This window comes from Paenibacillus sp. J22TS3 (genome assembly GCF_018403205.1).
GTDB classification, from domain to species: domain Bacteria; phylum Bacillota; class Bacilli; order Paenibacillales; family Paenibacillaceae; genus Fontibacillus; species Fontibacillus tuaregi.
In genome coordinates this window covers 191,819-205,037 of record NZ_BOSF01000005.1, presented here as the reverse complement: position 1 = coordinate 205,037, position 13,219 = coordinate 191,819, and the positions used below count along the sequence as shown (strand labels likewise).

Below are 13,219 nucleotides of genomic sequence, written 5' to 3'. Positions count from 1 at the left end.
TGTTGAGAGGAAGCTATAACCCAATATGATAAAAATTTGGAGGGGTACTATGTTTAAGAAACTGGTCCTGATGTTATTGGTTATCTTGATTGCATCTCCTGTAGTACAAGCAGGGGCAGCCTCAGCTCCGATCACGGTTAAATGGCACGGTAAAACTGTTAAATTTACCGGGGTACAGCCTTTTGCCAAGGATAAAACGGTCCTGGTACCCATCCGGCCTGTTGCTGAGGAATTTGGAGCAAACGTGAAGTTCGAGAAAAAGGGGAATTCCCAGCAGCTCACCATTACAACATTTGCCCGTACCGCCATCCTTGTCATTGGAAGCAAAGTGATGAAGGTGAACGAAAGAACCTTGAACCTGGATTCCGCGCCGCAGATCAAGCAATCCACAGTGCTTGTTCCTATCCAGGCTTTGCAAGAGATCGGATTAAAGGTCAATTGGTCTAAAGCCAAGCGTTCCATTGAACTCAATCCCGAGTTCACGGTGGTGAAGAAATATGTTATGCCTGTCTTGGTCGCGAGCGTACGTTTCCGTGGACAATATGAAGAAATATCAGGCGTATACGAGAAACTGGATCATGAAGTTAAAGATCTCGTGAATGCTAGAGGCTTTAGTTTGTACTATGAACAAAACTATGAAAAAGGACATGATACCGAAATTTGTATTCCTGTAAGCAAATCTGTCGAAGGGGCATCCATAGAATACAAGGGCAAACAGCTCCCGGTTACGTTCAAAATTCTCGAAGGCGGATATTTCTTATCCGTTGTTCATCAAGGAACCCCAGATACGCTGGCCAACGTCTGGGCGCAAATCGAGGAATACGCGAAAAATACAGGTGTTAAAATTCTCTCTCCATCCAGAGAGATTTATGTGCAGGAGGATCTGAAAGACTACCGTAAGCAGGTGACGGAAATCCAGCTTCAATTGAAAAATTAACTTTATAAAATGAACTTTAAAGATTAACCGATCTCAGCGGAGAGGCCGAGTGATTCTGAAGAAGCGGAGCGTCCGCCTTTGTCTCCGAAATGTCCCACTGAATAACTAGTTCAAGCATTTCGGAGACAACAGCGGTCGTAAGAACACTCGACATCGCAGCGTCCCAAAAGGGTAACCTTCATAAGTTCATATTTTATATTATTCATTGAAGGAGGTTATGCACATTATGGATCAATCTTATACAGAAGGATTATTTTGCTGGGCAGAATTGGGCAGTACGAATCCTGAAGAATCGGGAAAATTCTATTCCAAGCTGTTCCCATGGACGGTCCAGGAATCTGTGTTTGGACACAATCAAACTTATACGGTCTTTCAATACGACAATCAGGACATTGCAGCGATGTATGGCCTTGGCGAAACAGCGATCCCTTCCTATTGGGGCTGTTATATTGCCGTCAACAATATTGAGGTGTCCAGCAAGAGAGCAGAAGAACTCGGTGCCGAGATGCTGATTGCTCCAAGGGGTGTGGACGACAAAGGAAGCATGTGCGCTTTCCGCGATCCGACAGGCGCTACAGTCGCACTTTGGGAGGCGGGTGAGCATCGCGGAGCAGGGCTGATTCATGCTCCATACAGTATGGACTGGCATGAGCTGAGCACCACCGACTTGTCAGCTGCAGCTGACTTTTATACGGGGCTGCTGGGTTGGACCAAAGAGGAAGTCCGAACGCCTACCGGGCCTTATCTTCAGTTCCGGGCCGGAGATAAGTATGCGGCCGGAATGAATCAGATTTCACCCGAAGCAGGAAGCGCGGGCAGCTATTGGAGCATTTATTTTAAGGTTCCCGATTGTGACAGTTCAGTACAAAAGGCGCAGGAGCTGGGAGCGGAAATCATTGTGCCCCCGTACACGGTGCCAGGCTCAGGAAGATTTGCTGCGATTCGCGACCCTCAAGGGGCTTTCTTCTCTGTGCAAAGCGGATTCCAAGAATAAATGATAACTTGGGAAGTTGGCTGCAAGCCTTTAGCTGCAGCCGGCTTCCCAGATGTTTTTACATGAACAAGACCGAAAGGACGATGCGTGAATCATGTCTTATTTGCAGATTACGAAAGACAACATCAGCACAGAACATATTTGTTGTGCACTGGGTGCCAAGCAATATGAAGAAGCGGTACGTGAAAAAAAGCAATGGCTCCGTGAACGCATGGATGATGGGCTCAAATTCTATCGCCTCAATGACCGGGCCAAGGTATTCATCGAGTATTTGCCCGCAGAGAAAGCTTGGGTTCCCATCGATGCCCCTAACTATATGTACATTGATTGCCTCTGGGTTTCAGGACGGCATAAGGAAAACGGTCATAGTAAAAATCTGCTGGAGCAATGCATTCAAGATGCCAAAGAGCAGGGGATGGACGGAATTGTTCATTTGTCGAGTAGTAAGAAAATGCCTTATCTCAGTGACAAGCGTTATCTTGAACATATGGGGTTTACGGTAGCGGATCAGGCTGATCCTTATTTCGAGCTGATGGCTCTGAAATGGAATGATCATGCGGCTAAGCCCGCTTTTATGAAACCGGTTCATACCAAACCGGGCTCCAACCAAGGCATCTATATCTATTACACTGCCCAATGCCCATTTGCCGTAGGTGTACTGGATGACTTGCGTAAAGTGGCACAGGGGAGAGGGATTCCTTTTCAGACGCACCGGATCACCCGATTGGAAGAGGCACAGCAATCACCCGCGATTTGGACGACGTTCAGCTTGTTTTATAACGGGGAATTTGTGACACATGAAATTATGAGCGCCGGAAAATTCGAGAAGCTGCTTGAGAAATGTACGTAATTCCAAATCAGGGTGCCATCTAGTAAGATCGAGGGAGGAGATCATATGGAATGGGTTTATCAGACCGCTTCGGAGCTAATTCGCCAATTGGGCGAAGGGCAAGTGACGTCCAAGCAGCTCGTGGAGTATTATTTCACGCGCATAGATCGTTTTAATCCCGAAATAAATGCAGTCATTCAGCAGCAGAGAGAAGCCGCATTACAGCAGGCAGAGCTGGCGGATCTTGAACGGGAGGCTGGCACAATCCGCGGGCCTTTGCACGGGCTCCCTATGACAATCAAAGAGTCTTTTAACGTCAAAGGATTATTGACAACCTCCGGAGCCAAACATTTGCGCAGCAATGTTGCGCAGGGCAATGCTCCAACCGTGCAAAGTCTGCTTAATGCGGGTGTCATCATTATGGGGAAAACCAATGTGCCAACCATGACGTCGGACTGGCAGACGTATAATGACATCTACGGAACGACCAACAACCCGTGGGATTTGAGCTTGAGCCCAGGAGGTTCATCTGGAGGCAGCGCGGCTGCACTGGCCGCAGACTTCACCCCGGTGGAATTCGGGAGTGATTTGATAGGCTGCCTTCGCATCCCAGCCCATTATACCGGGGTATATGCCCATCGCTGCAGTCTTGGGGGCATGTCGGTTAGAGGTCACGTCCCTGGCAACCCACCTGATGATCCGAGCGAACCGGATTTGTCAGCAGCAGGGCCCCTGGCCCGCTCTGCCGCCGACTTACGCTTAATGATGAAAGTGTTATATGATCCATGGCTTGAGGTGCCAGCCCAGCCTGATTTTACTTCGAATACGTTAATCAGCAAAAACAAAATCAAAGTGCTCACCTGGTTTGGAGATACAGCTCATGAGCTGGATGCATCCATCATGCGCAGATACGAAGATTTTACCGCCAAATTGTCCCAGAAATCAGGGATCGAGGTTCATCACGGGATGCCGGCGGATATTCGTATCGAAGAGCTGTTTGAGCTTGCAATACAGCTGTCCGCCAGATTGGTAGGAACCTCATTTAATGCACGGCAGCGGATGGTGGCCAGTCTTGCTTCCCTTGGGCTGCGAATGTCCAAAGCATTCACCTCCGCCTTCCCGGAGGGGCTTGATAGATATTATGCTGCTATGAATGACGGTCCGGCCGAGCAGCGGCAGACAGATCAATTGCGGCAGGAATACCATCAGAAGTTCGCCGCTCTATTTGAGGAATACGATGTGCTGCTGATGCCGGTGAGCCCGGTGCTTGCTATTCCGCATATGCAGATGGCCGTACATAGAAGAAGCCTGGATGTGAACGGCAAAGCAGTCGGATACAATGAACATTTGATTTGGAACGTACTGGCTACCGTGCTCGGGTTGCCTTCAACGGTTATGCCCCTTCAGCATCAGGAAGGAGATATGCCCTGCGGAATTCAGATTGTGTCGGGACAATTTCAGGATCATAAAACGATAGACTTTGCGGAAATATGTGAAGAAATTACCGGCGGATTTGCTCCCCCGGCGCCTTATCGTGCTGCAACCGTATAGACTCGCCTTCCTTCAATGCTATATTATTATTTTCAAACATAGAATAAGGCTCCTTCATAGCTGAGCTTAAGTTTTTTAATTTCCCGACAAGCTCAGCTGGGGACGGGGCCCCCTTTAAGAACAGAAAGGAACACAAATGAAAATAGCTGCGGTATACATAGAAGAGTTTGATATTAATAACGAATGGTATCGGCGTATGATGGAGCTTATCAGTGAGGAAAGAGCCCAGAAAGTGAACAAGCTGCATTTTGCCGAGGACAAGATTCGATCGATCCTTGGCGAAATGCTTATTCGAATTCATCTGAGAGAAGCGTGGAAGATGGAGGAAAAGCATATTCAGTTTGAGTATAATGAGTTCGGCAAGCCCCGGCTGCAAAACCACCCCCAGCTTCATTTTAATATCTCTCATTCCGGCCAGTGGGTTATAGCTGCTGTAGATGAATGTCCAATCGGATTGGATGTGGAGCAGATCAAACCGATTGATTTGGACATTGCCGAGCGTTTCTTCGCCCCGGCCGAAATACAATATATATCAGATCAACCTCTGGAACGGAGATTAACGAGCTTTTATCACATTTGGACACTTAAAGAAAGTTACATCAAAGCGGTAGGGAAAGGGCTGTCCATCCCTTTAGACAGTTTTTCGCTGGTGCCTACTGGAGACCGAATTATTTTAAATACTCTAACAGATGGGGGAGATTGGTTTTTTAGAGTTTACGAGGACTTATCAGGGTATGCACTGGCGATTTGCAGTGCCCATAACCATATCCCCAACCAAATACACTGCTTGTCACTAGCAGAATTTCAACACAAGCTTTTTCAATTTTATGATGAATAAACTAAAAATCTTCAATTCGTTTCTGGAATGCGAATACATTACGTTTGAGTTCGAAAGTTATTGGATAAACCCGCATTCTGTACTAAAGCATCTTTTCATAAAAACTCCAGCTTCTCATCCAACATAAACCGGCTGCATCTCGTTTGCAGCCGGTTTAATTTCATGTTCAGGCAGTTTGACAAGTCATTGTATTTTACGTTAAATGAAATGCTACAATGTGAATAAACAAAATTAACGCTATCGGAGGGATGTTTGAAGCATGAGCGAATCTAATCAGGAATACATAATCATCACGGGTGCGAGGGAAAACAATCTCAAAAACGTATCCTTACGCATTCCAAAGCGGAAGATCACGATCTTCACCGGGGTATCCGGCTCTGGCAAGTCATCGATCGTCTTCGATACGATCGCCGCTGAATCCACGCGCTTGCTGAATGAGAACTTCAGCATGTTCGTGCGCACATTCCTGCCCCGCTATCCGCAGCCGGATACAGATTCGATCGAGAACCTGAGTATGGCTGTTATCGTGGATCAGAAGCGGCTGGGTGGAGGCTCCCATTCCACGATGGGCACAATTACTGATATTTCGCCCATTCTTCGTCTTCTCTTCTCAAGGGTGGGGCAGCCCTATGTTGGACAAGCTCATATGTTCTCGTTTAACGATCCGCTAGGTATGTGCCCCGAGTGTAACGGAATTGGCCGCAGCCTTGCCGTTGATATGAGCAAGGCGCTTGATATGTCCAAGTCGCTTAATGAAGGAGCAATCCTGCTGCCGGGCTATTCGGTGGACAGTATGGATTGGACGATGGCCGTGCAGTCGGGGCCTTTTGATCCCGACAAGAAGCTTAGTGATTATTCCGAGGAAGAACTGGAACAGCTGCTGTACAGCAAGGCGAGGAAAGTGGCTACACAGTTCGGCGGCAAGACAATTAATATTACAGTAGAAGGTGTCATTGAGAAGTTCACCAACAAGTACATTAAGCAGGATGTCAAGACGAAGTCCGAGCGCACCCAAAAAGCTGTTGCGCCGTATATCTCTGAGGGTCCATGCCCCAGCTGCCATGGTGCGAGACTGAGTCCGGCTGCACTTAACTGCAGAATCAATGGGCTCAACATTGCCGAAATGTCCTCCTTGGAGGTAGGCCAGCTCATTCGCGTTATTCGGGAGATTGACGATGCTGTTGCCGAGCCGATCGTGAAGTCGCTGACTGAACGATTGCAGCATTTGGTGGATATCGGACTTGACTACTTGACGCTGGATCGCGAGACAGATACCTTGTCCGGCGGCGAGTCGCAGCGCGTCAAAATGGTGAAGCACCTGAGCGGCAGTCTGGTAGATGTCACTTATATTTTCGATGAGCCCAGCGTTGGCCTCCATCCCCGTGACGTACACCGTTTAAATGAGCTGCTCAAGAAGCTCCGTGACAAGGGCAATACCGTAATTGTCGTCGAGCACGACCCGGATGTAATTAAAGTTGCAGATCATATCGTTGATGTCGGACCACATGCCGGCAGGCGCGGCGGTACCCTTATGTATGAAGGAAGCTTCGAAGGCCTGTTGGAATCAGGTACATTGACAGGTACCCACATGAGGCGGCCGCTCCAATTGAAGCTGGATTGCAGGCAGCCATCCGGCAAGCTGCCCATTAAGAATGCCACGCTTCACAACCTGCAGAACGTGACGGTAGATATTCCAACCGGAGTACTGACTGTGGTTACGGGTGTCGCCGGCTCAGGCAAGAGTACCCTGATTAACGAAGTATTCCTCGGCCAGCATCCGGATGCAATCGTCATCGACCAATCGGCGGTAGGCGTATCCACCCGTTCGAATCCAGCAACATATACCGGAATAATGGATGACGTGCGCAAGGCGTTTGCCTCTGCCAACAAGGTGAGCCAGGGACTGTTCAGCTTTAATTCCAAAGGGGCCTGCGAGAACTGCCAAGGGCTGGGCGTTGTATATACGGATCTTTCCTTCCTTGACAGTGTGAAGCTGCCATGTGAAGTATGCGGAGGTAAACGGTTCAAGGAAGAGGTGCTTGCATACAAGCTGAACGGCAAGTCGATTGCAGAAGTGCTGGAGATGACGGTGGAACAGGCATTGGACTTTTTCCAGTTAAAAGAGGTTGTGCGCAAGCTTCAGGCGATGAGCGATGTTGGGCTGAACTATATTACCCTTGGCCAGCCGCTCAGCACGCTTTCGGGAGGAGAATGCCAGCGCATCAAGCTGGCCAGCGAGCTGCATAAGAAGGGCAGCATCTATGTGATGGACGAGCCGACGACCGGCCTGCATATGTCAGATATCGGTCACCTTCTGGAGATCATGAACCGACTTGTGGATGCGGGCAATACGGTGATTGTTATCGAGCACAATCTCGATGTAATCAGCCAAGCGGATTGGATCATTGATATGGGACCGGATGGAGGCAGCAAGGGCGGCCAAGTGGTGTTTGAGGGCACGCCTCCTCAGATCATGTATGCGGAGCAGTCGATCACGGGAAGATACTTGAAGCAATAATCGATCAAAACTACAAAACTACTCTTGTGTAATAAACAGAATCAGATATTTTCTTATAACAAGAAGAACCCATTTAATCATGGGTTCCTAACTAGGGCTGCCGACCATGCCGGCAGCTCTTTTTATATTTCAGTATAAAATTTTCAGTCACACTTACAATTTAATGCGTTTCTCAGCTCAATCCAATTCCGATTTATAGGTCTGGCGGTATTTAAGCGGTGACAGGCCGATGATATCTTTGAAAATGCGCCCGAAGTGCGTCATGCTCTCAAAGCCGACCCTTTCGGCAATATCGGCTATTCTTAAAGTGCTCCCGGTTAAGAGCTGACGAGCTTCCTTAATCCGGACATTGTTCAAATACTCGGTGAAGGTGAAGCCGGTATTCTCCCGGAACATTTTACAGAAATAAGAGGGACTGATGAAAAACTTGCTGGAAACGCCTTGGATCGTTTGGGGCTCGTGGTAATTTTGATTCAAATAATCTACAATATCAAAGATTTTTTTGTGAATCGGATTGCTTCTGGATGGTTCGGGCGCAGGCAGCGTTGACGTCTTGCGGTAAATAAAAATAAGCAGCTCAAACAGCAGCGTCTTTAAATAATACTCATAACCGGGAGGTTTCTTGTTAAATTCGGTGATCATTTTATCGAAATGCTTCTCAATAAAGCTTTGTTCCTGGCCATTTAAAGGCATGAAATTTCTGCCGCTTGAAAAGCTGGACAGCACATGAAAACTGTCGTTGTAAGGAAACATATCTTCGAGGAACTCTTCCTGAAACAGCAGCGTAATCCGTTCAAAGGTCTCCTTACTTGAATTGACCAGCTTATGGATCTCATTCATATTGATGATCAGCAAAGCACCCCCAACTACCTGGTAGCTTTTATCTTCAATGAAATAGCTGATATCCCCAGAGACCAAATAAAAAATCTCATAACCGTTGTGATAATGACGCGATGGCATGCTTGTGTTATATTTTCTCTCACGACTAACATCGAATTTAGCAGCTTCATAAAAATCCGAGTGCATAAACCTACCACCACCATGTTATGTTATGAATTTCATAGTTATAATAACATATGTAGAAAAAATAGAAAATAGATAATATATGTGCGGAAAAATCATATTTTCATATGCTATATTGATAGCAACAAGGCGCAAAAACAGTAGGTGATGCATAAAGAAAGAAATTACAAAATTGGGTATTTTAAGTTTTAAGTCAGATTTATTAACATTGTGTAAACTTGTAAAAATGATTTTCGTATTTTCGGGTTAGTTTTATTAACATTAGGTAAAAACTGGGCTTTCGAGGTTCCGAGTTAAAGTGGTTTGTAAATTTGGTCTAATAACGGGGGCAAAATAATCATGAAAAATCAAATCTCGAAAAATCGGTTTCTGATGAGTGTGCTTCTCTTGTTTTCCCTTTCCACGGTGCTGTCTGCTTGCGGCGATACATCCGGATCGAATAAGTCGGATAGTGCAGATGCCCAGAGTAATAAGACAGAGATCGTGTGGGTGATGGCAACAGACCCGGATAAAAAGGCATGGCAGGACACCATGATCTCGACCTTCGAAGCAAGTCATCCCAATGTGAAAGTCCGGCTTGAGAATATTCCGTATGATCAATTTGATCAAAAGCTGACTACCTTAATCGCCAGTGGCAACGCACCCGATGTGTGGAATCCGAACCAGGCGGACAGCGGCTTTGCCACATATATGAAGATGGGGGCTTTAAAGGACCTGACTCCTTATATCAAGAAGGGGGCCCCCGAGCTCAATACGATGGACCCGAACCTGCTCAATATTTATAAAATTGACGACAAATATTACGGTGTCCCTCTTGTGAGCAACGCGACTTACCTATACTACAATAAGGACTTATTCGATGCAGCGGGCCTTCCTTACCCTACAACGGACTGGGATGACAAGTCGTGGAATTTCGATACAATGCTCGAAACCGCGAAGAAATTGTCTCATGATGTGGGCAACGCCCGAAAGCAGGTTTTTGGCTTCTCCACTGCTTTAAGCGCAAACGAAATGACATGGTTGTTCGGTGGAGACATGTTCAAACCAGAGGCATATACGACCGGTGTAATGGGTGAGCCTGATCTTACGAAGCCCTTGAATATCCAAGCCATGCAGTTCAATGTGGATCTGATCAACAAGTATAAAGTCGCACCAGACGCAGAGACGGTCGAGGCGTCTAAACAACTTGGTGATCCTTTCCTTACCGGCAAAGTGGGCATGTACATTTCGGGAGGATGGGGACTTGGCTCCTACAGACAAGCGGATTTCAAATGGGGGGTTGCTGCTGTTCCATATCACGAGGGCCGCAAGGTGCCATTATATGTCGATCCTTGGAGCATTTCGGCAACAAGTAAACATCCCGACGAGGCATGGGAATTCGTACGGCATTTGGCTAACCCGGCAGAGGGCGGCGGTGCCTACAAATACATGAATGATGTAGGGAGAACACCTGCGGATACAAGCCTGTTCAAGCTGTGGTATGACAAAATGGGCAAAGAAGTCGGCATGGATCCCAAGGCGTTCAAACAGGTTCATGAAGGTTCAATCAAATATGGACGTGAAGCAGAAAATCACTTGATTGTTAACTTCAATACCATTCTCGAAACGATGAATCAGTCGCTCTATCAGGTGTGGGGAGGCAAGGAGAGTGTGACTGACGGCTTGAACAACTTGAAGGATAAACTCCTATCGCTAAATTTGAATCATTAACAGCAAGAGCTTGAAGCAAATTACACCGGGCGTGGACTACCACCAACTACGGTTCCCGCCCGGCAATAGGAGGTACCCATGAGAAAGCTTACGCTCGCCATGAAGCGGGAGGAAAGGTCGTTTTGGTTTTTTATAGCCCCATGGTTTATTGGTTTTGTTTGCTTTACTGGGGGTCCTATTATTTTCTCGCTGCTGCTCAGCTTCACTGAATATAACGTCATCTCTTCCCCGAAATTTGCAGGGGTTAGCAATTACACCCAGTTGTTTGGGGATCGGCTGTTTTACAAATCGCTGTCTGTGACGCTTTATTACAGCTTGCTGGCCGTACCGTTTACCATTTTGACCTCATTAATTATTGCGGTTCTGCTTAATCATCGAATCAAGGGGCAAACCCTGCTTCGCACGCTGTATTACGCGCCCAGCATTGTATCCGGGGTGGCCGTTTCATTTCTATGGTCGTGGCTGCTCAACCCGCAGTTCGGTGTTGTGAATTCCGTACTTTACGATTGGTTCGGAATTGAAGGGCCGGGATGGTTTACGAGCCCCGGTACAGTAGTACCGTCCATGGTTCTCATGCAGCTTACGGCCTCGGGCAGCACAATGGTCATCTTTCTCGCGGCGCTGCAATCGCTCCCGGCAGATTTGTTCGAGGCTGCCTCATTGGAAGGGGCGAATGGCTTCACTAAGTTCTGGAGAATTACAGTCCCGCTCATTTCACCCGTTATTCTATTCAACACCATTATCAGCATGATCGCGTCTCTGCAAATTTTTACGGAATCTTACGTGATTACCAAGGGTGGTCCGGACTGGAACTCTTATTTCTACGTCTATTATTTGTTCGACACTGCATTTAAACAGTTCCGGATGGGATATGCCTCTGCTCAAGCATGGATCTTATTCCTGCTGATTTTCGCACTCACACTGGTTTCGATGTGGGGCTCCAAAAGATTCGTCCACTATGAATATGACTCGAAGTAAGGAGGTGCCTTTATCATGCCAAGTAAATCGTACAAATATGGCGAAGTGCGTCCCTTGAACAAAGTAGTGCTTTATGTTCTTTTGTACGGTGGTGTTCTTTTATTCGCATTTCCGTTGTTTTGGATGCTCTCCACTTCACTTAAGACGATTGGTGAAATCCATCGGGTTCCGATGACGTGGTTTCCTACTGATTTACAGTGGTCCAATTTCAAGCAAATCTTCATTGATGCGCCATTAGGCCGCTTTCTCTGGAATTCCGTGTGGTATTCAGCCGTTACGGTAATTGCGGTCGTATTCTCTTCATCGATGGCTGCATTCGCTTTTGCACGATTGCGGGCGCGCGGCAGCCTCCTGCTATTCGGGCTTGTCCTCAGCACGATGATGATTCCGTCTCAAGTCACATTGATTCCGCAATATTTGCTGTTTACAAAGCTGCATTGGACAGGCACATATTTGCCGCTCGTGATCCCGGCTTTTACGGGAAGTTCATTTACGATCTTCCTGATGCGGCAATTTTATTTAGGTATCACGAGAGAGTTGGATGAAGCCGTCAAAATCGATGGGGGTAATCACTTTACGATGTATTTCCGCGTGCTCATTCCGCTATCCATGCCGGCCTTTGCCACAGCGGCTATATTGGAGCTGATATCGAGATGGAATGACTTGTTTGGACCGCTCATTTACTTGAACGATATGACAAAATACCCGATTTCGCTTGGTCTGGCCAATTTTACAGCAGCATATGGGGCAACGCCATGGAACCTGCTGATGGCCGCTTCGCTGGTCGCGATTCTACCGCTGTTGATCATCTTCTTCTTTGCACAAAAGTACTTCATTCAAGGAATCGTGATATCCGGTTCTAAAGGTTAACTGATTTATTAAGCCATTATTATGTAGTTATCGGAGGTTTCCCATGAAATTTGATTTCCATACCCATCATGAGCGCTGCGGACACGCAGTTGGCTCGGTTAGAGACTATATTGAAGCAGCAATAGAGCAGGGATTGGATATGATCGGTATCTCCGACCATACGCCACTTTTCGCCTCTGAAGAAGATCATCCTTCTTCAGGCGGATGCATGGCGAAGAAAGAGTTTCCCCTTTATGTTAACGAGGTTCTGAAGCTGAAGGAAGAGTATAAAGGAAGAATAGAGGTGCTGCTCGGCATCGAAGCTGATTTCTTGCCGAAGCACCTGGATTTATACCGTTCGGTCATTGCAGCTTATCCTTTTGATTATGTCATTGGCTCCGTGCATGAGTTCGCAGGTATAAGCATCTATGATTCGGAATATTGGGAGGGCTTGACTGCCGCAGAGAAACTGGCAGTGAAAACTTTATTCTATGATTATATCGCTCAGTCCGCGAAATCTGGACTATATGATATTTTGGGTCACGTGGATTCTTTGAACCGTTACTTCTATGGTTACTCGGAGCTGCGTACGGAAGCAGCCGACGACACTTTGAAAGCGATTGCGTCCAGTGATGTGGTGATTGAAATTAATTCCTCAGACGACAATTGGGTGCCGGACTGTTACTTCCTGGAACGCGCACTCCATTATGGAGTTAAGGTGACTTTTGGTTCTGATGCGCACGAACCCGAGCGCGTAGGCGAGCATTTCGCAGCGATCGGCAGACATTTATATGAAATCGGTTACCGGGAGTGGGCCGTGTTCCGCAATCGTGAGCGGCTGATGGTTCCGATCGTTCGGTGAACACCGTAAACAACAAGGAGGGCTATAGCCTGATCTTGTGATATACAACATAAGACTTTATACAAGTCGGGGTGCAATCTTGTAACCTCGTTTGGATAAAGTCTTTTACATTCTCATTAAAAAATCGTTA

The 13,219-nt window shown here is 47.0% G+C and carries 11 protein-coding genes; 10 read left to right on the top strand and 1 reads right to left on the bottom strand.

The window, feature by feature from the left end:
• Positions 1 to 49: 49 nt before the first annotated feature.
• The 6 genes from KJS63_RS17315 (at position 50) to KJS63_RS17290 (ending at position 7,667) form a co-directional block, all read left to right on the top strand.
• The gene (locus KJS63_RS17315; RefSeq protein WP_213620257.1) at positions 50 to 937 is read left to right on the top strand and encodes a stalk domain-containing protein; all 888 of its coding nucleotides are present in this window, start codon (positions 50 to 52) and stop codon (positions 935 to 937) included.
• Between the two features lie 226 nt (positions 938 to 1,163).
• Positions 1,164 to 1,931: a VOC family protein gene (locus KJS63_RS17310; RefSeq protein WP_213620256.1), complete on the top strand. Its 768-nt coding sequence runs from the start codon at positions 1,164 to 1,166 to the stop codon at positions 1,929 to 1,931.
• Positions 1,932 to 2,025: 94 nt separating this feature from the next.
• Complete coding sequence (locus KJS63_RS17305) at positions 2,026 to 2,781, top strand: N-acetyltransferase (protein WP_213620255.1); 756 nt, start codon at positions 2,026 to 2,028, stop codon at positions 2,779 to 2,781.
• 45 nt (positions 2,782 to 2,826) lie between these two features.
• Positions 2,827 to 4,311, top strand: a complete 1,485-nt coding sequence (locus KJS63_RS17300; protein ID WP_213620254.1) for an amidase family protein — start codon at positions 2,827 to 2,829, stop codon at positions 4,309 to 4,311.
• Between the two features lie 136 nt (positions 4,312 to 4,447).
• Positions 4,448 to 5,149: a 4'-phosphopantetheinyl transferase family protein gene (locus tag KJS63_RS17295; protein WP_213620253.1), complete on the top strand. Its 702-nt coding sequence runs from the start codon at positions 4,448 to 4,450 to the stop codon at positions 5,147 to 5,149.
• A 259-nt stretch (positions 5,150 to 5,408) separates the two neighbouring features.
• Positions 5,409 to 7,667 (top strand): ATP-binding cassette domain-containing protein, encoded by a 2,259-nt coding sequence (locus KJS63_RS17290; RefSeq protein ID WP_213620252.1) that lies wholly within the window; start codon positions 5,409 to 5,411, stop codon positions 7,665 to 7,667.
• 177 nt (positions 7,668 to 7,844) lie between these two features.
• Here KJS63_RS17290 and KJS63_RS17285 read toward each other — a convergent pair whose 3' ends face one another.
• Positions 7,845 to 8,693: an AraC family transcriptional regulator gene (locus KJS63_RS17285; RefSeq protein ID WP_213620251.1), complete on the bottom strand. Its 849-nt coding sequence runs from the start codon at positions 8,691 to 8,693 to the stop codon at positions 7,845 to 7,847.
• A 336-nt stretch (positions 8,694 to 9,029) separates the two neighbouring features.
• Here KJS63_RS17285 and KJS63_RS17280 point away from each other — a divergent pair, with 336 nt between their 5' ends.
• The 4 genes from KJS63_RS17280 to KJS63_RS17265 all read left to right on the top strand — a co-directional run bounded on the left by KJS63_RS17280 (position 9,030) and on the right by KJS63_RS17265 (position 13,089).
• On the top strand, positions 9,030 to 10,400 hold the full coding sequence (locus KJS63_RS17280; protein WP_213620250.1) for an ABC transporter substrate-binding protein: 1,371 nt from the start codon (positions 9,030 to 9,032) through the stop codon (positions 10,398 to 10,400).
• Between the two features lie 78 nt (positions 10,401 to 10,478).
• Positions 10,479 to 11,378, top strand: a complete 900-nt coding sequence (locus KJS63_RS17275; RefSeq protein ID WP_213620249.1) for a carbohydrate ABC transporter permease — start codon at positions 10,479 to 10,481, stop codon at positions 11,376 to 11,378.
• Between the two features lie 15 nt (positions 11,379 to 11,393).
• Entirely contained in the window at positions 11,394 to 12,248 is an 855-nt protein-coding gene (locus KJS63_RS17270) for a carbohydrate ABC transporter permease (RefSeq protein WP_213620248.1), read from the top strand.
• A 43-nt stretch (positions 12,249 to 12,291) separates the two neighbouring features.
• Positions 12,292 to 13,089, top strand: a complete 798-nt coding sequence (locus KJS63_RS17265) for a histidinol-phosphatase (protein WP_213620247.1) — start codon at positions 12,292 to 12,294, stop codon at positions 13,087 to 13,089.
• The last annotated feature ends 130 nt before the right edge of the window (positions 13,090 to 13,219 follow it).

Bases quoted from the DNA above. Each gene is read 5' to 3' on its own strand.
- KJS63_RS17270 (WP_213620248.1), top strand. From the start codon at position 11,394: ATGCCAAGTAAATCGTACAAATATGGCGAAGTGCGTCCCTTGAACAAA.
- KJS63_RS17295 (WP_213620253.1), top strand. From the start codon at position 4,448: ATGAAAATAGCTGCGGTATACATAGAAGAGTTTGATATTAATAACGAA.
- KJS63_RS17310 (WP_213620256.1), top strand. From the start codon at position 1,164: ATGGATCAATCTTATACAGAAGGATTATTTTGCTGGGCAGAATTGGGC.
- KJS63_RS17305 (WP_213620255.1), top strand. From the start codon at position 2,026: ATGTCTTATTTGCAGATTACGAAAGACAACATCAGCACAGAACATATT.
- KJS63_RS17285 (WP_213620251.1), bottom strand. From the start codon at position 8,693: ATGCACTCGGATTTTTATGAAGCTGCTAAATTCGATGTTAGTCGTGAG.
- KJS63_RS17315 (WP_213620257.1), top strand. From the start codon at position 50: ATGTTTAAGAAACTGGTCCTGATGTTATTGGTTATCTTGATTGCATCT.
- KJS63_RS17300 (WP_213620254.1), top strand. From the start codon at position 2,827: ATGGAATGGGTTTATCAGACCGCTTCGGAGCTAATTCGCCAATTGGGC.
- KJS63_RS17290 (WP_213620252.1), top strand. From the start codon at position 5,409: ATGAGCGAATCTAATCAGGAATACATAATCATCACGGGTGCGAGGGAA.
- KJS63_RS17275 (WP_213620249.1), top strand. From the start codon at position 10,479: ATGAGAAAGCTTACGCTCGCCATGAAGCGGGAGGAAAGGTCGTTTTGG.
- KJS63_RS17280 (WP_213620250.1), top strand. From the start codon at position 9,030: ATGAAAAATCAAATCTCGAAAAATCGGTTTCTGATGAGTGTGCTTCTC.
- KJS63_RS17265 (WP_213620247.1), top strand. From the start codon at position 12,292: ATGAAATTTGATTTCCATACCCATCATGAGCGCTGCGGACACGCAGTT.